The sequence below is a fragment of the Seohaeicola nanhaiensis genome (assembly GCF_042654245.1).
Classification (GTDB): domain Bacteria; phylum Pseudomonadota; class Alphaproteobacteria; order Rhodobacterales; family Rhodobacteraceae; genus Seohaeicola_A; species Seohaeicola_A nanhaiensis.
Map to the genome: position 1 here is coordinate 184,561 of NZ_JBHSGI010000009.1, position 19,056 is coordinate 203,616.

18 protein-coding genes are annotated in these 19,056 nt (G+C 66.8%); 5 read left to right on the forward strand and 13 right to left on the reverse strand.

Features of this window, described 5'->3' with window-relative positions; all coding sequences use genetic code 11:
• Nucleotide 1: 1 nt before the first annotated feature.
• The 10 genes from ACFO5X_RS11225 to ACFO5X_RS11270 all read right to left on the reverse strand — a co-directional run bounded on the left by ACFO5X_RS11225 (nt 2) and on the right by ACFO5X_RS11270 (nt 11,631).
• The gene (locus ACFO5X_RS11225; protein ID WP_380717536.1) at nt 2-1,501 is read right to left on the reverse strand and encodes a class I adenylate-forming enzyme family protein; all 1,500 of its coding nucleotides are present in this window, start codon (nt 1,499-1,501) and stop codon (nt 2-4) included.
• Nucleotides 1,498-2,274, reverse strand: coding sequence for an oxepin-CoA hydrolase, alternative type (locus ACFO5X_RS11230; RefSeq protein ID WP_380717537.1), 777 nt, complete (start codon nt 2,272-2,274; stop codon nt 1,498-1,500). The genes ACFO5X_RS11225 and ACFO5X_RS11230 overlap by 4 nt, the downstream gene beginning before the upstream one ends.
• Nucleotides 2,271-2,699, reverse strand: coding sequence for a PaaI family thioesterase (locus ACFO5X_RS11235; protein ID WP_380717538.1), 429 nt, complete (start codon nt 2,697-2,699; stop codon nt 2,271-2,273). Before ACFO5X_RS11235 ends, ACFO5X_RS11230 begins: the two co-directional genes overlap by 4 nt.
• Nucleotides 2,680-3,807: an acyl-CoA dehydrogenase family protein gene (locus tag ACFO5X_RS11240; protein WP_380717539.1), complete on the reverse strand. Its 1,128-nt coding sequence runs from the start codon at nt 3,805-3,807 to the stop codon at nt 2,680-2,682. Before ACFO5X_RS11240 ends, ACFO5X_RS11235 begins: the two co-directional genes overlap by 20 nt.
• 4 nt (nt 3,808-3,811) lie before the next feature.
• Nucleotides 3,812-5,002: an acyl-CoA dehydrogenase family protein gene (locus ACFO5X_RS11245; RefSeq protein ID WP_380717540.1), complete on the reverse strand. Its 1,191-nt coding sequence runs from the start codon at nt 5,000-5,002 to the stop codon at nt 3,812-3,814.
• A gap of 19 nt (nt 5,003-5,021) precedes the next feature.
• A complete protein-coding gene (locus tag ACFO5X_RS11250; RefSeq protein ID WP_380717541.1) occupies nt 5,022-7,115 on the reverse strand; it encodes an FAD-dependent oxidoreductase in 2,094 nt (697 codons plus the stop codon).
• A gap of 146 nt (nt 7,116-7,261) precedes the next feature.
• Nucleotides 7,262-8,494, reverse strand: a complete 1,233-nt coding sequence (locus ACFO5X_RS11255; RefSeq protein WP_380717542.1) for a Tm-1-like ATP-binding domain-containing protein — start codon at nt 8,492-8,494, stop codon at nt 7,262-7,264.
• The gene (locus ACFO5X_RS11260; protein ID WP_380717543.1) at nt 8,491-10,104 is read right to left on the reverse strand and encodes a tripartite tricarboxylate transporter permease; all 1,614 of its coding nucleotides are present in this window, start codon (nt 10,102-10,104) and stop codon (nt 8,491-8,493) included. The genes ACFO5X_RS11255 and ACFO5X_RS11260 overlap by 4 nt, the downstream gene beginning before the upstream one ends.
• Nucleotides 10,104-10,634 carry a tripartite tricarboxylate transporter TctB family protein gene (locus ACFO5X_RS11265; protein ID WP_380717544.1) on the reverse strand — a complete coding sequence of 177 codons (531 nt, stop codon included), beginning with the start codon at nt 10,632-10,634 and terminating at the stop codon, nt 10,104-10,106. The genes ACFO5X_RS11260 and ACFO5X_RS11265 overlap by 1 nt, the downstream gene beginning before the upstream one ends.
• A gap of 58 nt (nt 10,635-10,692) precedes the next feature.
• The gene (locus tag ACFO5X_RS11270; protein ID WP_380717545.1) at nt 10,693-11,631 is read right to left on the reverse strand and encodes a tripartite tricarboxylate transporter substrate binding protein; all 939 of its coding nucleotides are present in this window, start codon (nt 11,629-11,631) and stop codon (nt 10,693-10,695) included.
• A gap of 154 nt (nt 11,632-11,785) precedes the next feature.
• Here ACFO5X_RS11270 and ACFO5X_RS11275 point away from each other — a divergent pair, with 154 nt between their 5' ends.
• Genes ACFO5X_RS11275 through ACFO5X_RS11285 form a run of 3 tightly spaced genes read left to right on the forward strand, consistent with a single transcriptional unit; the run spans nt 11,786 to nt 14,393 of the window.
• The gene (locus ACFO5X_RS11275; RefSeq protein WP_380717546.1) at nt 11,786-12,580 is read left to right on the forward strand and encodes an IclR family transcriptional regulator; all 795 of its coding nucleotides are present in this window, start codon (nt 11,786-11,788) and stop codon (nt 12,578-12,580) included.
• On the forward strand, nt 12,577-13,932 hold the full coding sequence (locus tag ACFO5X_RS11280; RefSeq protein ID WP_380717547.1) for an aminotransferase class III-fold pyridoxal phosphate-dependent enzyme: 1,356 nt from the start codon (nt 12,577-12,579) through the stop codon (nt 13,930-13,932). Before ACFO5X_RS11275 ends, ACFO5X_RS11280 begins: the two co-directional genes overlap by 4 nt.
• Nucleotides 13,929-14,393, forward strand: coding sequence for a DUF3237 domain-containing protein (locus tag ACFO5X_RS11285; RefSeq protein WP_380717548.1), 465 nt, complete (start codon nt 13,929-13,931; stop codon nt 14,391-14,393). Before ACFO5X_RS11280 ends, ACFO5X_RS11285 begins: the two co-directional genes overlap by 4 nt.
• Before the next feature lie 217 nt (nt 14,394-14,610).
• Here the strand turns inward: ACFO5X_RS11285 and ACFO5X_RS11290 are convergent, their stop codons facing one another.
• The gene (locus ACFO5X_RS11290; RefSeq protein ID WP_380717549.1) at nt 14,611-15,900 is read right to left on the reverse strand and encodes a type I glutamate--ammonia ligase; all 1,290 of its coding nucleotides are present in this window, start codon (nt 15,898-15,900) and stop codon (nt 14,611-14,613) included.
• Nucleotides 15,901-15,910: 10 nt separating this feature from the next.
• Nucleotides 15,911-17,167: a cytochrome P450 gene (locus ACFO5X_RS11295; RefSeq protein ID WP_380717550.1), complete on the reverse strand. Its 1,257-nt coding sequence runs from the start codon at nt 17,165-17,167 to the stop codon at nt 15,911-15,913.
• A 95-nt stretch (nt 17,168-17,262) separates the two neighbouring features.
• Here ACFO5X_RS11295 and ACFO5X_RS11300 point away from each other — a divergent pair, with 95 nt between their 5' ends.
• Nucleotides 17,263-17,976 carry a type 1 glutamine amidotransferase gene (locus ACFO5X_RS11300; RefSeq protein ID WP_380717551.1) on the forward strand — a complete coding sequence of 238 codons (714 nt, stop codon included), beginning with the start codon at nt 17,263-17,265 and terminating at the stop codon, nt 17,974-17,976.
• Here ACFO5X_RS11300 and ACFO5X_RS11305 read toward each other — a convergent pair.
• Nucleotides 17,937-18,587 (reverse strand): GntR family transcriptional regulator, encoded by a 651-nt coding sequence (locus ACFO5X_RS11305; protein WP_380717552.1) that lies wholly within the window; start codon nt 18,585-18,587, stop codon nt 17,937-17,939. The two genes, ACFO5X_RS11300 and ACFO5X_RS11305, sit on opposite strands and share 40 nt — an antisense overlap.
• 205 nt (nt 18,588-18,792) lie before the next feature.
• Between ACFO5X_RS11305 and ACFO5X_RS11310 the strand changes: the two genes are divergently transcribed.
• Nucleotides 18,793-19,017, forward strand: a complete 225-nt coding sequence (locus tag ACFO5X_RS11310; protein WP_380717553.1) for a DUF1127 domain-containing protein — start codon at nt 18,793-18,795, stop codon at nt 19,015-19,017.
• Nucleotides 19,018-19,056: the final 39 nt, after the last annotated feature.

Genomic DNA, 19,056 nt, shown 5'->3' on the forward strand with positions numbered 1-19,056 from the left:
GTCAGGCCGGGCCGAGCTGATCGGCGAAGATGTCCAGCAGGCGGTGTTTCAGTATCTTGCCGGTGGGTGCGGCGGGCAGGCTGGTTGCGACGATGATCCGCGCGGGGCGCTTGTAACCCGACAGGCGTTCGGCGGCGAAGGCGCGCAGCGCGTCCGGGTCGGGCAGATCGTCGGGCGCGGCCTGGACGAAGGCGAGAACTTCTTCATCGCCGTCCTTGCGCCGGCCGATCACGGCGCATTGGATGACCTGGGGATGTTCGTTCAGCGCGGCTTCGACCTCGGGCGGATAGACGTTGAAGCCGCCGTGGATGATGAGTTCTTTCGAGCGGCCGACGATGTGCAGACGGCCCTGCTCGTCGATGCGGCCGAGGTCGCCGGTGCGCAGCCAGCCGTCGGCCGAGAGAACCGCGGCGGTTGCCTCGGGGTTGCGGTAATAGCCCTTCATCACATGCGGGCCGCGGGTCAGCACCTCGCCCACGCCATTGCCGCCGCCGGGCACGGACTCGTCAATCGCCAGCTCGGTTCCCGGCAGGGCGGGACCGCAGGAGGTGTCGGGGTCGCCGAGCAGGCTGTGGGTCAGCGTGGCGCCTGCGGTGCTTTCGGTCATTCCGAAGCCGTTTTGCAGGGGCACGCCATAGAAGGCCTCGGCCTTGCGCTTCCACGCCGGATCGAGCGGCGCGGCGCCGGAGGAGACATAGCGCAGCCTGCTGTCGGGAAGGCGGTCGTAGCCCTGTTCCTTGGCGTATTGCATGAGGGCCGCGTGCATCTGCGGAACGCCGGAATAGAGTGTGAACCCGCTTGTCAGAGCCTGATACAGCCGGGCGGCCGAGAAGCGCGGCTCGAAATGCAGGTGCGCGCCGGCGCAGAGGCCGGCGGTGGTGATCGAGGTCAGGCCGAAGACGTGGCTGACCGGGAGAACGCCGTAAATCCGGTCCTCGGGGGTGATCTTGCGCTGGGTGGCCGAGCTGCGGCCGCCGAAGAGAAGGTTGGCGTGGGTCAGCATCACGCCCTTGGGCGCGCCGGTGGTGCCGGTGGTGTAGAGCAGGACCGCGACGTCGGGCAGGTCATCGGGCGCGCTGAGGAAGGGCGTGGCGAGATGCATCTCGCCGAAGGCACCGGTGATGGGGGTGGCGCCGAGGCGGGCGGCCTGGGCTGCCGCATCCGTCGATATGGCAGAGGTGAAGAGGACCGCCGCGGGCCGGGCGTGGCCGAGGATGCGGTCGATCTCGCCGGCGGACTGGCGCGGGTTCACTGGCAGGGCGATGGCGCCCATGCGCGAGGCGGCAAAGAGGGCGGCGACACCGGCCGCCGAGTTCTCGATCAGCACGGCGACACGGTCGCCCGGCTGCACCCCGGCCGCGCGGAGATGCCCCGCGATGGCGTCGCAGGCGGCGTCGAGGTCGCTATAGGTCCAGTCGGTGCCGCCGGCATCGCTGACCGCGCGTGCGTCGGGGCGCGTGGCGATCTGTGCCGCGAGATAGTCGTGCCAGTGTGCGGTCATTTGGAAAAGTCGGCTTTGCGTTTTTCGAGGAAAGCGGAAATGCCTTCGCCCGCTTCGTCGCCGCCCTGGGCGATGGCCATGGCGTCGCGTTCGCGGTCGAGCTGTTCGGCCTCGGTGGTGTCGTAGGCCTGATTGACCAGCGCGCGGATGGCGGACTGGGCCAGCGGAGGGCCGGCGGCGAGGGCATCGGCGAGGGCGTTCGCCTCGGCTTCGGTGCTGCCTGCCGGGACAACGGCGTTGACGACGCCCAGCTGCGCCATCCGTTCGGCGGTGACGGGGCGCGCCAGCAGGCACATCTCCATCGCCAGCGGACGGGGGAGCATGCGGGCGAAGGCAGCGGTCAGCCCGCCGTCGGGCACCAGCCCGGCCTTCACGTAGGCGGCGGTGAACTTGGCTCCGGCAGAGGCGACGATCAGGTCGCAGGCCATCGCCAGCGAGACGCCGGCCCCGGCCGCGCCGCCTTCGACGGCGGCGATCACCGGCACCGGGCAGGCGCGGATGGCGCGGATGACGCCGTGAAGACCGTCGATCTTGTCGCGGCGTTCCGGTTCGGTAAGCTTGCGCCGCTCGATCAGGGTGTTCAGATCGCCGCCGGCGCAGAAGAAGCCGCCCTCGGAGGTCAGGATCACCGCGCGGATGCGCTTTTCGGTGGCCTGCCAGGTGGCTTCGTTGATCGCCGAATAGAGGTCGGGCGACAGCGCGCCGCGCCGGCTGGCGTTCATGTTGACCACGACAAGGCGGTCGCCCCGGTCGTCGATGCGGGCCAGGGTCATGCCGCGGCTTCCTTTCGGGCGGGTTTGTAGACGCCGGTGCTGGTTGCGATCAGCCGTCCGCTTTCGTCGCGCAACTCGCCCGAGATGAAGAGCGTTCGCTTGCCGCCGCCGGTCACGGTGCCGATGGCCGTCGCCTGCCCCTGCAGCATCGGCGCGATGAACTGGACAGTGAAAGACACGCTGAGCATCGGCGGCAGGTCTACGGGGTCCATGTGCATGGAGCCCGAGATGCCGCAGGCGCTGTCGAGCAGGGTGGCGACGATGCCGCCGTGCAGGACATCGTGACGGTTGGTGTGATCGCCGGTGACATCCAGCGACACGCGCGCGCGGCCGTCCGGGTGACCGGTGTCGGTCACCCATCCGATCAGGCGCTGCGTTCCGGTCTCGCCGATCCGCAGGACGGGATCATGCCGCGCTGAGTTCAATGAAACGCCCCAGGTGGTAGTCGGTGTCGCCAAAGCGGTGGTCGGTCATCACGATCCGCTTGGCAATATGGGCGAGTTCGTATTCCTTGGTCATGGCGATGCCGCCGTGCATCTGGATCGATTCCTCGGCCACCAGACGACCCACGCGCCCGATCAGGTTGCGCATCGAGGCGATCTGCAGGTCGCGCGCGTCGGTTTCGAGGTGGCCTGCGCCGTTGATGACGGCGGAGCGGGCCTGTTCCAGCTCGATCAGCAGGTCGGAATAGCGGTGCGCCAGGGCCTGGAAGGTGCCGATCGGGCGGCCGAACTGCTTGCGGGTCATCAGGTAGTCGCGGGTGAGTTCGACCGCCGTAACCATCGCGCCAAGCGCCTCGGCCGCGAGGGCGACGTTGGCGCGGGCGATGGCATCGGTCAGCGGGCCAAATCCCTTTCCGGCCGCGCCCAGACGCGCGCTGGCCGGGATTGTCACGTTGTCGAGCGTCACCTCGGCGGCGTGGCCCCCGGCGAGCATCGGATAGCTGCGCAGGGTCATGCCCGAGGTGCCGGCCGGCACGAGGAAGAGCGAAATGCCATCGGTATCCGCGACGCCACCGCTTTCGCGGGCGGAGACGATCAGGTGGTCGGCGGCCTCGGCATTCACCACGACGGACTTGCGGCCGTTCAGCACGATATCGCCGCCGGAGTCCTTGGCGGTGGTCTCGACCCGCGAGAGGTCATAGCGGGCAACCGGTTCGCCATGGGCGAGCGCGAGTTGCACGTCACCTTCGATAAGCTTTTCGATCAGCGCCTTCTGGTCGTCGTTGCCCAGCGCGGCGATCAGCCCGCCGCCCAGGATGGCGGTGTCGAGCAGCGGTTCCACGACGCCGGCGCGGCCCAGTTCCTCGAACACGGTCGAGAGGTCGAAGCCGAGGCCGCCAAAGCCGCCCTGATCTTCGGTGAACAGCGCGCCGATGACGCCCAGTTCGGCCAGTTTGGCCCAGATTTCGGGCGAATAGCCCTTGTCAGAGTCGATGATGGCGTTGCGGGTCTTGGTGTCGTATTTGTCCGACAGATAGCGACGCAGGGTGTCCTGCAGCATCTGGCGTTCTTCGGTCAGGTTGAAATCCACCTGCTCAGCCTCCCATCTTCACTTTGGCGATGATCCCGCGCTGGATCTCGTTGGAGCCGCCGAAGATCGACAGCTTGCGATTGTTGAAATAGGCCGCGGCCTGGGGCCCGGCGTAGTCCGGCCCGATCGGGTCGTTGTCGCCCTCGATAGATTCCGACGGGAAGGGCATCGCGTAGGGGCCGACCGCGCGGCGGGCGAGGTCGTTGATTTCCTGGCGGATGATGGTGCCCTTGACCTTGAGCATCGAGCTTTCGACGCCCGGGGCCTGACCGGCGGCGGCCTGCGAAATGATGCGCATGTTGCTGGTCGCCATCGCCATCAGGTCGATTTCCACCTTGGCGAGCCGCGCCGCGAAATGCGGGTTGTGAATCAGCGGCTTGCCACCCGCCTGTTCGGCCTTGGCGATCCGTTTCACCGATTCCAGACCGGCCTGGCTGAACCCGACCCCGGCGATGCCGGTGCGTTCGTGGGTCAGCAGGTATTTGGCGTAGGTCCAGCCCTTGTTTTCCTCGCCCACCAGATTTTCGACCGGCACCTTGACGTCGGTGAACCAGACCTCGTTCACCTCGTGAACGCCGTCGAGCAGGATGATCGGGCGCACCTCGATGCCGGGGGTGTTCATGTCGATCAGCAGGAAGGAGATGCCCTCTTGCTGCTTGGCGTCGGGGTCGGTGCGGACCAGGCAGAAGATCATGTTGGCGTGCTGGCCGAGCGTCGTCCAGGTCTTCTGACCGTTGACGATGTAGTGGTCGCCCTCGCGCACCGCGCGGGTCTTGAGGGACGCCAGATCAGAGCCTGCACCGGGTTCAGAGTAGCCCTGGCACCACCAGTCGTCGCCGTTGAGGATGCGAGGCAGGTAGTAGTCCTGCTGTTCCTTGCTGCCGAACTTCTGCAGAACGGGAGCCAGCATGGCGAGGCCGAAGGGCACGATGCGCGGGGCACCGGCGCGGGCGGCTTCTTCCTCGAAGATGTGTTTCTGCACCGCGTTCCATTCCGCGCCGCCGAATTTCTTGGGCCAGCCGGGGGCGAGCCATCCCTTTTCGTTCAGGATGGCGTGCCAGCGTTCCATGTCGGCCTTGGTCAGCTCGCCACGGCGTTTGACCTTGTCGGACAGGTCTTTCGGCAGTTTCTCGTCCAGAAAGGCGCGCACTTCCTCGCGGAAGGCGATGTCTTCGGGGCTCCAGTTCAGGTCCATTTGTCCCTCCGCTTGAATGTCAGGCCGCGGCCTTGTTCAGGTCGTCGAAGGTCTTGCCCTCGGCCACCAGCCGTTCCAGCAGCGGTGCGGGCTGCCAGAACCAGTCGTCGTCTTTTGCGAATGTGCGGATATCGGCCAGAACCTTGTCCAGACCCTGCATATCTGCCCATTTCATCGGCCCGCCCTGATAGCGCGGGAAACCGTAGCCCGACAGGAACACCATGTCGATGTCGAGCGGGCGGCGGGCGATGCCTTCTTCCAGCACCTTGGCGCCTTCGTTGACCATCGCGGCCATGTAGCGGCGCACGATCTCGTCGTCGGAGAAGTCGCGCGGGGTCAGGCCCAGCTGCGCACGCTCGGCCTCGATCAGGTCCATCACCTCGGGGTTCGGGATGCCGCCGCGGCGCGAGCCTTCGTAGATGTAATAGCCCTTGCCGGTCTTCTGGCCGTAGTGGCCGGCCTCGCAGAGCCTGTCCGCATAGGTCGGCACCCGTTCGCGTGGGTGGCGCGTGGGGGCGAGGCGCTGGCGGGTCATCCAGCCGATGTCGAGACCGGCGAGGTCGCTGACGGCATAGGGGCCCATGGCGAAACCGAAATCGGTCAGCGCCTTGTCGATCTGGTAGGGGCTGGCGCCGTCCAGCACCATGTGTTCGGCGGCGGTGCGGTAGGTCTTGAGGATGCGGTTGCCGATGAAACCGTCGCAGACCCCGGCGCGCACCGAGATCTTGCCCAGCCGCTTGCCGAGGGCAAAGCCGGTTGCGGCGACTTCGGGCGCGGTCTTGGCTGCGACGACCACCTCGAGCAGCTTCATGATATGGGCAGGCGAGAAGAAGTGCAGGCCGATCACGTCCTGCGGGCGGCTGGTTTCGGCTGCGATTTCGTCGATGTCGAGGTAGGAGGTGTTCGTCGCCAGTACCGCGCCCGGTTTGCAGACGGCGTCGAGCTTACGGAAGACCTCCTTCTTGACGTCCATCCGTTCGAAGACGGCTTCGATGACGAGATCCACGTCGCTTAGAGCCTGATAATCGGTGGCAATGGTCAGGGCCTTGCCGACCATCGCGTCGTATTTTTCCTGGGACAGCTTGCCGCGTTTCAGCGCGCCGGAGAGGTTGCCCTCGATCCGGCCACGCGCGGCCTCGCCGGCCTCGGCCGACATTTCCAGCAGGACGACGTTCAGGCCGGATTGCAGCGCGGCGGTGGCGATGCCGGCGCCCATGGTGCCGCCGCCGATGACGCCGATGGCCTTGACCTCGCGCGGGGTGACGCCGTCAAGTTCGGGAAGCTTGCCCACGGCGCGTTCCGAGAAGAAGGCGTGGATCATGCCCTGGCGCTGCTTCGTGCCCATCAGTTCGATGAACAGGCGGCGTTCCTCGGCGACGCCCTCGGCAAAGGGTTTCTCGCTGGCGGCCTGGATGGCGCGGACGCCGTAGGCGGGGGAAAGCTGGCCGCGCGCCTTGGCGAGTGCCGCGTCATATGCGGCGTCGAAGTCGATCGGCGCAGGGGCGGGCAGTTCGCTGACGGCGCGGCGGTTCGCGCCGCTGTCGAGCAGCTCTTGCACATAGGCGAGGCCGATGTCGCGCGGGGTGCCCTCGGCCACCTTGTCGATGACGCCGAGGCTGAGCGCCTCTTTCGCGCCGATCTGGCGGCCCGAGGTGACGAGGTCGATGGCGGGTTCCACCCCGGTCAGGCGGGGCAGGCGCTGGGTGCCGGTGGCGCCGGGGATCAGGCCGAGGTTGACCTCGGGGAGACCCATGCGGGCCGAAGGGACGGCGATGCGGTAATGCGAGGAGAGCGCGATTTCCAGCCCGCCGCCCAGCGCGGTGCCATGCATGGCCGAGACAACGATCAGCGGGCAGGCCTCGATCCGGTTGCAAACGTCGGGCAGGTAGGGTTCGCGCGGCGGCTTGCCGAATTCGCGGATGTCCGCCCCGGCGAAATAGGTCGCGCCTTCGCCATAGATCAGGACGGCGCGCACGCCTGTGTCGGCTTCGGCGCGTTCGATCCCCTTGATCAGCCCGACACGTGTGTCGTAGCCAAGGGCATTGACCGGCGGGTTGTTTGCCGACAGGACGGCGATGTCGCCGATCCGTTCATATCCGATTGCGTCAGGCACGCGATTCTCCTCCAAGCTCGCGGCCGGAGCCCCTGGGCCCGGTGGGGCGAGCCTAGCGGGACGCCGTGGCATTGCAAGGGTGCCTTTGGCCGCATCGTTCCGATCTGCGGAAGGCTATTCCACATATCCTGCAGGGGTGCAACTGGTCAGCGATGCACGAGGCCCTGCGTTACCCAGTCGTCGAAGATCGTGAGGGCGCGGTTCGAGAAGGCGGCGTCGTTGATGTGCGCATCCAGGCGGTGGAGCGTGGCATTGGGCGGGCAGCACTTGCGGATTTCGTCGCAGAAGGCGGCGAGGCCTTCGGGATCGGAGAGCGGCGCGCCGTCGCGGTCCCATTCGTTGCAGCCCTGTTCGGGCAGCAGCAGGGCCACGGGTCCACGGGCCGAGGCGAGTTTATCGCAGAGGGCGCGCGCGACCTGCCGGCGTTCTTCGGCGTTCAGCACGGCGGAGGTCAACAGGCGGTTGTGGGCGTGGGTCGGGCGGCCGGCGAGTTTGCGTGGCGTTTCCTGCCAGCCGACGAAATCGACAAGGTCGTAGCAGCCCGGCGCGACCAGTTGCGGGATGCTGGCGCGGCCTGCGGCGGTCATCCTGTCGGCGCCAGCGGACAGACCCCCGAACAGGTGGTTCGCCACTTCCTGCGGGGCAAAGTCCATGACGGCGGCGAAGGCGCCCTCGGCGGCGAGCGATTCAAAGGCGCGGCCGCCCATGCCGGTGGCGTGGAAGACCGCGACGTCGAAACCGCGCTGTTCCAGGGCCGGCTTGAGGTCGACCATGTAGCGCAGGACGGTCTTGCCGAAGGAGGTCATCCCGATCAGCGGGCGGTCGCGGCGGGGCGGTTCGACTGCGCGGGCCGCGCCCAGCACGGCGCCGGCGGCCTGTGACAGCGAGGATTTGCAGACCGCGTTCAGACCGTAGAGGCCCCCGGCCCAGAGGATCATCTGGATGTCCGCGGCGAGCCGGTCGGGGGGCAGAAGCGGGGAAAAGGCCACTGTAGAGACGATATACTTGGGTACGCCCAGTGGCAGAGCAGCGCAGAGATCGAGCGCGAGGTCGGTGCCCATCGTGCCGCCGAGCGCGATGACGCCGTCGATGCGCCCCTCGCGCCAGAGCGACAGCGCCTTCGCCGCCGCGCCCCGGGCCATGATCTGCATGGCGGCGTTTTCGTCCTCGGTGGCGATGGCCTCGGCAATCGACGCGCCGCCGGCCTCGGCCACCTCGTGCTTGCCGATATGGGCGGGGCGGGAGGGGTCGCCCAGAACGCTGACGTCCATGGTGAGCACGTCGCCGCCCTGTTCGCGGATGATGCGGACCAGATAGGCGAGTTCGGCATCCTTGGTATCCCAGGTGCCCACGACGAGGATGGTCTTGTCAGCCGTCATTGTCCCCTCTCGCCGCCTGGCCTGATATGCCGTGCCCGGACCGCCCGCGCGCGGCTGCGGTCGATCGTGCCTTTGCGGCGGAACAGCAGGCCGCCAAAGCGGGTCGGGCGTGTCTTCGTCTCGCGCTCGGCCGCTTTCAGGTCGCGCCGGTCCGCCAGGACACGGATCAGATGCGCGCCGAGTACGAGCAGGATGACGATGAAGAGGATAAAGGCAATCGGCCGGTCGATGAAATCGAGCGGTTCCTTCACGCGCGCCATGCCCGCGCGCAGTTTTACCTCCATGATATTGCCGAGGACCATGCCGAGGATGATCGGCACCACCGGCAGGTCGAGCCGTTTCAGCACGTATCCGAACAGTCCGAACACCGCAGCAATCACGCAGTCGGTGACCGAGTTGCGCAGCGAGTAGACGCCGACGAAGCTGAGGGTGAGGACGCAGATCCCGAGAAAACGGTTAGGGATTTTGACCAGCTGGATCAAGGGCCTGGTGGCGACCAGAAGGAACAGCAGTACCAGCACGTTCAGCACCGCCAGCGCGATGTAGAGCGCGACGACGAAGTCCATGCTGTTCTGGAACAGCCCCGGGCCCGGCACCACGTTGTGAACGTAGAAGACGCTGAGCATCATGGCGGTCAGCGCCTCGCCCGGGATGCCCAAGGCGAGCAGGGGGACCATGGCCGCCGCGGGCACGGCGTTGTTCGAGGTTTCGGCGGCGATCAGGCCTTCGGAGGCGCCGTGGCCGAAATCCTCGGGCCGTTTCGAGGTGCGCTGGGCGTAGGTGTAGGAGAGGAACTGCGCGGTGAATTCGCCCACGCCGGGGATGATTCCCATCAGCACGCCGAAGCTGGCCGAGACGGTGGCAACGCGGGGATGGCGGGCCAGTTCGCGCAGACCCTGCAGCAGCCCGCCGCGCAGGCGGGTGGTGCGGAACTTCTCGTCCTCGCTGGTCAGCAGGACAAAGGCCTGGCTGAGCGCGAAAAGGCCGAGGACGACGACGATCAGGTTGAGACCGCCCTGCATGAAGGGCTGATCGAAGGTGTAGCGCTGGGTGTATTTGACCGGTTCGAAACCGATGGTCTGGATGAAGATGCCCAGCGCGGCGAGGGCGCCCGCGATCAGGCTTTGCCCGCGGTGGGCGACGATGACGAGAATGATGCCGAGCAGGGCGGCCAGAAAGATCTCGCGGCTGCCGAACATCGGCGCGACCTTGGCCAGTACCGGCGCGAAGAGGACAAGGCACGCGACCGAGAACATGCCGCCGAAGAAGGAGGACGAATAGGCGAGACTGAGCGCGCGCTGCGGTTCGCCCCGCGCGGTCATCGGATAGCCGTCGTAGGTGGTCAGCGCGTTGACGGCGGTGCCGGGGGTGTTGATCAGCACGGCGGGAATGGCCCCGCCATACATCGAGCTGCCGTAGATGCCGAGCAGGAGGGTCAGACCGACGATCGGGTCCATCGAGAAGGTGGCCGGGAGCAGGATGGCGATGGCCACCGCCGGGCCGACGCCGGGGATGGCGCCGATCAGCACGCCGCCGACCGAGCCGACGAGCAGCGCCAGGGCGACATCCCAGCGCATCAGGACTTCGATGGCGGAGATCAGGAGATCCATCAGAGATACAGGATGAAGAAGCCGCGCAACGGGTCGGGCAGGTAGTCATATACCGCGCCGCCCGGGATCCGGACGTTGAGCAACCCCTTGAACCCCACCACGACGACAAGGCCGAAAAGGGCCGCATAGAGATACATTTTACGGTCGCGGTAGCCCATCCGCCAGGTCAGGGCGAGAACGAAGGCCAGGGTCACGGGCAGATAGCCCAGCACCGGCACGATCAGCACGTAGCCCATGAACCAGAGCGCGAATTCAAGGATGCTGCCCCAGCGCCGGAGTTCGGTCCAGTCCGCCGGGGTGAGCCGCCGCCAGGGCAGGCGGATCAGGTGCAGCGCGCCGAGCAGGGTCATCGCCCCGAGGCCGACCGCCGGCCAGAACCGTGGCTGGGCAAACAGCCTGGTTTTCGGCAGCCAGGCCGTCTGCTGGGTGATCATCGAGAGCAGGAGGGCCGAGAGCGCGACGAAGGCCAGGGCAAAGATCAGCTGCCCGCGCCGGGGCCCGACAAAACGGCGCTCACGTTCGGTGGTCATGGTGTCACGTATCCCGGACAGAAGCGGGGCCGCCCTTTGGGGGCGGCCCGCCAGACCCTTACTTCAGGATTTCGCCGATATGCGCGATGGTCTCGGAGTCCTTCTCGATCCGCGCCGCGCTGTCCTCGGGCCCCTGCCAGTAGACCAGCGCGCCGGTATCTTTGGCGACCTGCTGCGCCCGCTCGCTGGTCATCGACTTGCTGGCCACGGCGATGATTTTGTCGCGCACGTCCTGTGGAGTGTCCTTGGTCACGAAGAGGCCATTCCAGAGCGCGATGTTCAGGCTGGGGTCGAGTTCGCCGATGGTCGGCGTGTGGGGGATCAGAGGGATGCGTTCGTCGGTGATCGAGATCAGCACCTTGATGTCATTCAGGCAGGGCAGGACCAGCTGGAGCGTTGTGTTGATCACGTCGGCGTCGCCGCTGGCCAGGGTGTTGCAGTCGAGCGCGTCGAAGGCCGCGTCGGAACCCCAGGTGAAACCGGCGTTGACAGCAAAGGCCTTGGTCACCTGAGTCGGGGTCAGCACGTCGCCGAAGTGGCCCAGCGTCACCTCGTTGTCCTTGGCGTAGGCGGCCAGTTCGGCCATCGAGGAATAGGGCGCGTCGGCCGAGGTGGCGATGACGAAGGGGTAGGTCAGGAAGATGCCCAGCGGGTCGAACTTGGCCGGGGTCAGCGGCGGAATGTCGATCTGGTGCCCCAGCACGGGAACGCCGATCACGAAGGAGCCGATGGTATAGCCATCGGCCGGTGCGTTCGCCACCTCGATGGCGCCAGGGAAGGGGCCGCCGCCGCCGCCGGGCTTGTTCACGACCGCCGCCGCGACGCCGTATTCCTTCTGGAAATCCTCGGCGATGATGCGGGTCAGCACATCCTCGAGGTCTCCGGGCGGCCAGGGAACGATGAAGTTGACCGGCTTTTCGGGATAATCGGCCCAGGCCGAACCGGCGCCGAGGGCGACCAGCGCCATCGCGGCGGTGAGCAGTCTTTTGGATCGCATGTCATTCCCCTGTTGTCATCGGTTCATTATTCGAACCATTGGTTTGAATCAGATTGACACCGGCCTTACGCTCCGTCAAGAAAATATCAATCCGGCCCCCGGCGCAGGGCGGCCCAATGGCGGCTCTGTCAAGTCATAACGCGCAGGAGTATTCATGGGCACGGTTTCCAAAGCCCTGTCATTGCTGGGATTTTTCGGGCACACGCGGTCCGCCATCGGGCTGAGCGACTTTGCCCGGCTGTCGGGCATGAACAAGGCGACGGTCTATCGGATGCTGTCGGAACTGCAGGCGCAGGGATTCGTCGAACAGGTGGGCGGCGACCGCGCCTATCGTCTGGGCCCCGAGGTGCTGCGGCTGGCGGCGCTGCGCGAGCTGGCGACGCCGATGCTGGCGGTCTCGCGCGAGGTGCTGCAACGGCTCTGCGACGCGACCGGCGAAACGGCGCATGTGTCGATCGTGCAGGGAACGCGGCTGAACGCGCTGGCGCATACCTATGCGACGCGCCATGCGACCCGGGTCATGATGGACGACGCCGAGGTGCTGCCGTTTCATGCCACGGCTTCGGGTCTGGCGGTTCTGGCCTTTGCGCCCGAGGCGCTGCGGTCCGAGGTTCTGGCCGCGCCCCTGCCGCGCTTTACGCCGAAGACGGTGACGGAGCCGGAACGGCTGGCCGATCTGTTGCGCGGGTTTCGCGCGCGGGGCATTTCGGAATCCGTGAGCGGGCTGGAGGCGGATGTTCACGCCCATGCCGCCCCGGTGTTCGGGGCCGGGGAGGCGCCGATTGGCGCGATTGCCGTTGCCGCGCCGGTGTCACGGATGACGCCCGCGCAGAAGCGGATCATCGAGGCCGAACTGCGCCGTGCGGCGCGCGACCTTACCCTGCGGACCGGCGGGTTCTGGCCCGCCGACTATCCGCAGCCCATTCCGGCAGAGGAGATGACGTCATGAAGGATTCAAACTTTCTGAAGGAGCACAATGCCCGCTCGCTCTGGCATCCGATGGCGCATCCGGCCGATAGCCTGGCCAATCCGCCGATCATCGTCACCGGTGCCTCGGGGGTTCGGATCACCGACGTGGACGGGCGCGAGGTGGTGGATGCCGTGGGCGGGCTGTGGAACGTCAACCTGGGCTATTCCTGCGAACCGGTGAAACGGGCGATTGCGGAACAGCTGGAACGGCTGCCCTATTACTCGATCTTCCGGGGCACGACGAATGACGCGGTGATCCAGCTGGCCGAGGAATTGCGCGCCTTTTTTGCGCCGGACGGGCTGAGCCGGGCGTTCTTCACCTCGGGCGGGTCGGACAGCGTGGAGACCGCGCTGCGGCTGGCGCGGCAGTATCACAAGATCCGGGGGCAGGGGACGCGGACCAAGTTCCTGAGCCTGAAGAAGGGCTATCACGGGACCCATTTCGGCGGGGCCTCGGTCAACGGTAACGCGAACTTCCGCACGCAGTACGAGCCTTTGTTGCCCGGCTGCCATCATATCCCGGCGCCCTATACCTATCGCAACCCATTCAACGAAAGCGATCCGGCGAAGCTGGCACAGCTGTGCCTTGCGGCGCTGGAGGACGAGATCGCCTTTCAGGGGGCCGAGACCATCGCGGCCTTCATCATGGAGCCGGTCCTGGGCTCGGGCGGGGTGATCCCGCCGCATGAGAGCTTCATGCCCGGGGTGCGGGAGATTTGCACGCGGCACGGGATCCTGCTGATCGCGGATGAGGTGATCACGGCCTTTGGGCGGACGGGGTCCTGGACCGGTTCACGGCACTGGGGGGTGCAGCCGGACATGGCGGCGACGGCGAAGGCGATCACCAACGGGTTCTTTCCCTTCGGCGCGCTGATGCTGTCGGAGGCGGTGGCAGAGGTGTTCGAAACCGATACCAGCGGCAAGGGGGCCATCGGGCATGGCTATACCTATTCGGGGCATCCGGTCGGCGCGGCGGCGGCGCTGGCCTGTCTGGCCGAGACGCAGCGGCTGGACGTGGTCGAGAACGCGGCGGCGCGGGGTGACCAGCTTTATCGCGGGCTGCTGCGGTTGCAGGAGAAACACGCGGCCATCGGCGACGTGCGGGGCGGGCACGGGCTGATGTGCGCGCTGGAACTGGTGCGCGACCGGGCGAGCAAGGCGGCACCCGACAAGACGCTGGGGCCGCGGGTGCTGCAGGCGACCTATGAGGCGGGGGTGATGATCCGGGTGTCGGGGCCGAACATCATCCTGTCGCCGTCGCTGGTGATTTCCGAGGCCGATATCGACGTCATCCTGGCGGCGCTGGACACCGGCCTGGCGGTGGCGGCATGACCCTTCCCGCGCCCGAGCTGCGGTTCTTCTGCGATCTCTTCGTCGAGCTGGCGCCGATCCGCGAGATGGGGATGGGCCGGGCGGGGCAGCGGCGGATCGTTCCGATCATCGGCGGACGGGTGGAGGGGCCGGGCATAAGGGGGCGGATCCTGAACCTGGGGGCCGACTGGCAGACGATCCTGGCGGATGGTCATGCGGACCTTGACACACGCTATGCGATGGAGACCGAGGACGGGGCGCTGATCGAGATCGTCAACAAGGGAATCCGGCATGGACCGCCCGAGGTGATTGCCCGGATCGCGCGGGGCGAGACGGTCGATCCGGCGGAGTATTACATGCGGACCACGGCGCGGCTGGAGACAGGGGATCCGAAGTATGCCTGGGTGAACCGGGCGCATTTCGTCGGCTCGGGCACCCGGCTGGCGGCGGCGGTCCAGATCTCGCTGTATGAGGTGCTTTGACAGGCGTCCCAGCTGGGACGGGGGGTCAAAGGATTGATTTTGTTCCATGAATTGGAAGTGACGTTCCGGGACGGCGAAATGAGCCTGGGTCCACGCCCTTTGGCGGCGGGTCGTCTGGGGGCGCTGCCCCCTCTTGGCCTGCGGCCAATTCACCCCTGAGGTATTTGGGAACCAGAGAAGGGGCGGGGGGGCGTCACCTGAACCTGCGTCCGGGCGCTCAGACGAACCAGATGTAGAAGTCGCGCAGGGCGTCGCCTTCGAGGTCGCGGGTCTTTTTCGCCTCTTTCAGCTTCATCCAGGCGTGGTTTGCGACGAGATCGGCACCGACGGCCTGGGTGAGGGGGGTGTCGGCCTCGAGGTCGGCGACCGCGCCGGCGAGGCCGCTGGCGGTGCCTTGCTTCGCATCGCTGCGGTCGAAGCCGTCGCCGGTTTCCATCGGGGGCAGGGCATAGCCCTTGGTCACGCCGAGGCGCGCGGCCTGCAGCACCGCCGCGACGGCGGTATAGGGATTGGCCGAGGCGTCGGCCATGCGGTGTTCGAGCCGGGCCTTCCTGCCGCCCTCGCCGCTGATCCGCGTTGTCACGTTGCGGTGGTCGCCGCCCCAGTTCTGCCAGTAGCCCGAGAGCGAGCCGGGTTGCAGGCGCAGGTAGGAACTGGCGGTGGGCGCGACCAGCCCGGCGAGGCCCTTGTGGTGGTGGACGAGACCGGCGATGCAGCCGCGCGCGAGGTCGTTCATGTGGTCGGGACCGCCCTTCGGTCCGTTGGCCAGGGCGTTGTTGCCCTCGGCATCGGTGAAGGAGAAATTTATGTGCATCCCCGAGCCCCCGCATTCGGCGATAGGCTTGGGCATGAAGGTCAGCACGACGCCGTATTCCAGCGCGATCTCGCGGGCCATCAGGCGGAACAGCACGATGTCGTCGACCGCCTGGAGGGCGTCGTCGAAGGTGAGGGTGTATTCGAACTGCGGAGTGTCGAATTCGGAGGTGATGAGATCGAGCGAGAAGCCGAGGCGGTCGGCCATCTCCCAGATCCGGTCGTTGAAGCGGAGCGGGTCGGCGAAGGGGCCGGTGCCGTAGACCACGCCGCCGGGCGCGTCGTAGGGCATCAGGCGGCCCTTGTCGTCGGCCTGGAAGGCGTAGGCCTCGAGCTCGATCCCGACCATGGGGGTCAGGCCCATGGCGCGCCAGTCGGCCACCGCGCGCTTCAGCGCGCCGCGGGGGCAGAGGGCGAGGGGTTCGCCGGTCTCGTCGTGGAGGTCGCCGAGGACGATCTGGGTGTCGGCCTCCCAGCTGTCGCGGATCTCGTCGGCGCGCCAGCGCAGTTCCATGTCGGGGAGGCCCTGTTTCACCCTGGCGCCCGGCGCGTCGAGCAGGTCGCGGTCGTAATGGGTGCCAAAGACCGAGAGGCAGAAACGGGTGCTGTCGTCGTGGATCTTGGAGTGGGGCAGGTATTTGCCCCGCATGATCGAGAGGTGATCGCAGAACAGGGCGCGCAGGCGGGTCTTCATGGGCGTTCCTTCAGGCGAGGGTGACGCGGACGGGCAGGGCCTTGATCCCGCCGACGAAGTTCGAGCGCAGGAAGCGGTGATCGCCCGCAGGTTCGATGGATTTGAGCCGATTGGCAAGTTCCTGGAACAGGACGCGCACTTCGAGCCGGGCGAGCCACATGCCGAGGCAGACGTGGGGGCCGCCCTGGCCGAAGGAGAGGTGGCGGTTGGGCGATCGCGCGAGATCCACCCGGTTCGGGTTGGTGAAAACGGTATCGTCGCGGTTCGCGCCGATCCACCAGAGCAGCACCTTGTCGCCCTTGCGGATGGTCTTGCCGTGCATCGCGTAGTCCTGCGTGGCCGTGCGGCGGAAGTAGAGCGCGGGGGTGGCCCAGCGGATGATCTCGTCGGGGGCGGTGTCCCAGACTGTGCCCGACTGCATCTGCGCCAGCAGTTCGGGCTGGTGGCAGAGCGCCTGGATACCCGCGGCGATGGAATAGCGGGTGGTGTCGTTGCCGGCGGCGACAAGCAGGCAGAAGAAGTTGCGGAACTCGGTCTCGGTGATGGTGGAGCCGTCGCGGGCCGGTTGCAGGATCATGTGCAGGATGCCGCCGGTGTCGCCCTTCGCGGCCTTCGACTCCATCAGGTCGCGGGCATAGGCGTAGAGTTCGGCCCCGGCGGGAGAGTTGAAGGGCATCAGGCGGAAGGCGTCGGTGTCGAGCCTGTCGAGCACATGCGACGTGAAATCAGGGTCTGTATTGGCGATCAGGGCGTCGCCCTTTTCGACCAGCCAGGGGAGGTCTTTGTCGGGCAGGCCGACGATGCGGCCGAGCATCCGCATCGGCAGCTGGCGGGCGATGTCCCTGGTGGCGTCGAAGGTGCCCTGTTCCAGCGCGGTGTCGAGGATGCCCTGGCAGAGGTCGCGGATGACATCCTCGTAGGCGGCCATGGTAGTGCGGGAGAAGGCGTTGAACAGCTTCATCCTGGTCAGCGAATGCTCGGGCGGGTCGGTTTCCTGGAAGGTGCGGCGGGCGAGGTACTCTTCTTCCGTCTGGTCCTCCATCCGGATGCCTTGGGCGGAACTGAACAGGTTGGGCTGCCTGTTCATCTCGGCGATGTCGGCGTGGCGGGTGATGGACCAGAAGGATTGCCCGGCGGCGTATTCGGTCCAGTGCAGGGGGTCTTCGACGCGGAGGCGGGCGAAGGTGTTGAGCGGGGGGCCGGCGGTGAAACTGTCGTGGCTGGTGAGGTCCGCGTGACCACTGTCGGTGGGAGTCCAGACTGTCATTGGCGCTTTCCGATCGCGGGGCTGGGATGTATATTAAAAGCGGTTCTAAATATGTATAGAAAAATTTCGGGCGGCCGATGCATCTTGCCATTCTCATGACTAATACGGACGAAAGCGCCTTTGCAGAGTCGCATCCGAAGGATGGCGAGAAGTTTACCGCGCTGGTGGAGCAGGCGCGGCCGGGGTGGACGACCGAGGTTTTCGCGGTGAAGGACGGGGTGTTTCCTGATGACATCGCGCGGTTCGATGGGCTGATCGTGACGGGCAGTCCGCATTCGGTGAATTCGGGGGCGCCCTGGGTCGGGCGGCTGCTGGAGGTGATCCGTGAGGCGGTGGCAAAGGGGCAGGCGATCTTCGGGGCCTGTTTCGGGCATCAGGCAATTGCGTTGGCGCTGGGCGGGACGGTTGGCGACAATCCGGGCGGGATGGTGCATGGGCTGACCAAAGTGCGCGTGCTGGACCACGCGGCGGGGCTGCCTGAAGTCATGCATCTTTACGCGAGCCACAAGGAGCAGGTGACGGCGCTGCCCGAGGGCGCGCGGGTGGTTGCGGCCAGCGCGGGCTGTCCGGTGGCGGGGTTTGCCGTGGGGCGGCACGTCTGGACGACGCAGCAACATCCGGAGATGACGGCGGGGTTCTTTGCCGCGCTGACCGATGCCTTTGCCGGAGAGCTGGGCGAAGCGGTGGCGGCGCGCGGTCATGCGTCGATGGTGCGCGGGGCGGATATGGACGCCTTTGCCGAGGCGCTGGCGCGGTTTTTTGAGCAGGCTCAGCCCAGCGCTGCCATGAGGTCCATGACCGTGACGTGATCGAAGCCGACGTGGCGGGTCATCAGCGCCTCGGCCTCGTCGATGCGGCGGCTGGTGATCAGCGTGGCGATGGTGCGGTGTTCGGCGGCCGAGTTGGCAATCGCGCCGGGATAGCGGTAGGCGACGCGGTAATAGGCGAGCAGCTTGCGGCCGTTGGTCTTGACCAGATCGAGCAGGAACGGATTGCCGCCGGAGATCGCGACGGTTTTGTGGAACTGCAGGTTCAGCTGGTAATAGGCGTCGGGTTCGGCGTCGCCGAGGGTGGCGGCGTGAGTCTCGCAGGCGGCGACGGCGGATTCGAGCGCGGCGGCGTTGGCCGGGGTCAGGCGGCGCGCGGCGAGGCCGGCGGCCTGACCTTCGAGGCGCATGTTGACCTCGAGAATCGCGAGGAACTCTTCCAGGGTCGGCTTGAACAGCACCGCGCCCTTGCGGGGGAGGCGGCGGATCAGGCCGGTGGTCTCCAGCTGGAGCAGGGCCTCGCGCACGGGGGTGCGGGAGACGTTGTGCGACTCCATCAGGGTCGCTTCCTCGATCAGATCGCCGGGATTGAGCCTGCCCGCGTCGATGCCGTCGAGAATTGCGTTCAGAACCTGTTCGGTCTGTCCGGCCATTGATTTCCTACCCCGTACCCCTGCCGGATCTGCGTGGGGACGACGCTGTACGGCGTCGCCGGCGCAGCGGCTTGGTGCAGTTTAGCGTCGGAGGGAGCATTGCAAAAGATGCAAGGCGGGCATTCCGGGTCAGGGGGTGGTCATGCTGCAGTGCAGCAACTACCTTCCTTGGCGAACACTGACACCTTATACATGGATATCTCCAATGGCTTATGTTTCCACCGCACCGGCCCATGCCGCAGAGCACGGCAACGCAATCGGCCGCTTCTTCAACGCGATCCTGAACGGTCTCGTTCGCATGGCCGAAGCCGATCCGCGCTTCAAGAAACTGTCGGTTCTCGCCGCAATGAGCGACGAGCAGCTTGCAGAGCGTGGCCTGCGCCGCGACCAGATCGCCCGTGAAGTGCTGGGCGGTACCTACTACGTCTGAACCGACCACCGGGGCGCCGATCTTTGCGCCCCAGCCGCA

Bases quoted from the DNA above. Each gene is read 5' to 3' on its own strand.
- ACFO5X_RS11225 (WP_380717536.1), bottom strand. From the start codon at position 1,501: ATGACCGCACACTGGCACGACTATCTCGCGGCACAGATCGCCACGCGC.
- ACFO5X_RS11230 (WP_380717537.1), bottom strand. From the start codon at position 2,274: ATGACCCTGGCCCGCATCGACGACCGGGGCGACCGCCTTGTCGTGGTC.
- ACFO5X_RS11245 (WP_380717540.1), bottom strand. From the start codon at position 5,002: ATGGACCTGAACTGGAGCCCCGAAGACATCGCCTTCCGCGAGGAAGTG.
- ACFO5X_RS11255 (WP_380717542.1), bottom strand. From the start codon at position 8,494: ATGACGGCTGACAAGACCATCCTCGTCGTGGGCACCTGGGATACCAAG.
- ACFO5X_RS11260 (WP_380717543.1), bottom strand. From the start codon at position 10,104: ATGGATCTCCTGATCTCCGCCATCGAAGTCCTGATGCGCTGGGATGTC.
- ACFO5X_RS11265 (WP_380717544.1), bottom strand. From the start codon at position 10,634: ATGACCACCGAACGTGAGCGCCGTTTTGTCGGGCCCCGGCGCGGGCAG.
- ACFO5X_RS11270 (WP_380717545.1), bottom strand. From the start codon at position 11,631: ATGCGATCCAAAAGACTGCTCACCGCCGCGATGGCGCTGGTCGCCCTC.
- ACFO5X_RS11275 (WP_380717546.1), top strand. From the start codon at position 11,786: ATGGGCACGGTTTCCAAAGCCCTGTCATTGCTGGGATTTTTCGGGCAC.
- ACFO5X_RS11280 (WP_380717547.1), top strand. From the start codon at position 12,577: ATGAAGGATTCAAACTTTCTGAAGGAGCACAATGCCCGCTCGCTCTGG.
- ACFO5X_RS11285 (WP_380717548.1), top strand. From the start codon at position 13,929: ATGACCCTTCCCGCGCCCGAGCTGCGGTTCTTCTGCGATCTCTTCGTC.
- ACFO5X_RS11290 (WP_380717549.1), bottom strand. From the start codon at position 15,900: ATGAAGACCCGCCTGCGCGCCCTGTTCTGCGATCACCTCTCGATCATG.
- ACFO5X_RS11295 (WP_380717550.1), bottom strand. From the start codon at position 17,167: ATGACAGTCTGGACTCCCACCGACAGTGGTCACGCGGACCTCACCAGC.
- ACFO5X_RS11300 (WP_380717551.1), top strand. From the start codon at position 17,263: ATGACTAATACGGACGAAAGCGCCTTTGCAGAGTCGCATCCGAAGGAT.
- ACFO5X_RS11305 (WP_380717552.1), bottom strand. From the start codon at position 18,587: ATGGCCGGACAGACCGAACAGGTTCTGAACGCAATTCTCGACGGCATC.
- ACFO5X_RS11310 (WP_380717553.1), top strand. From the start codon at position 18,793: ATGGCTTATGTTTCCACCGCACCGGCCCATGCCGCAGAGCACGGCAAC.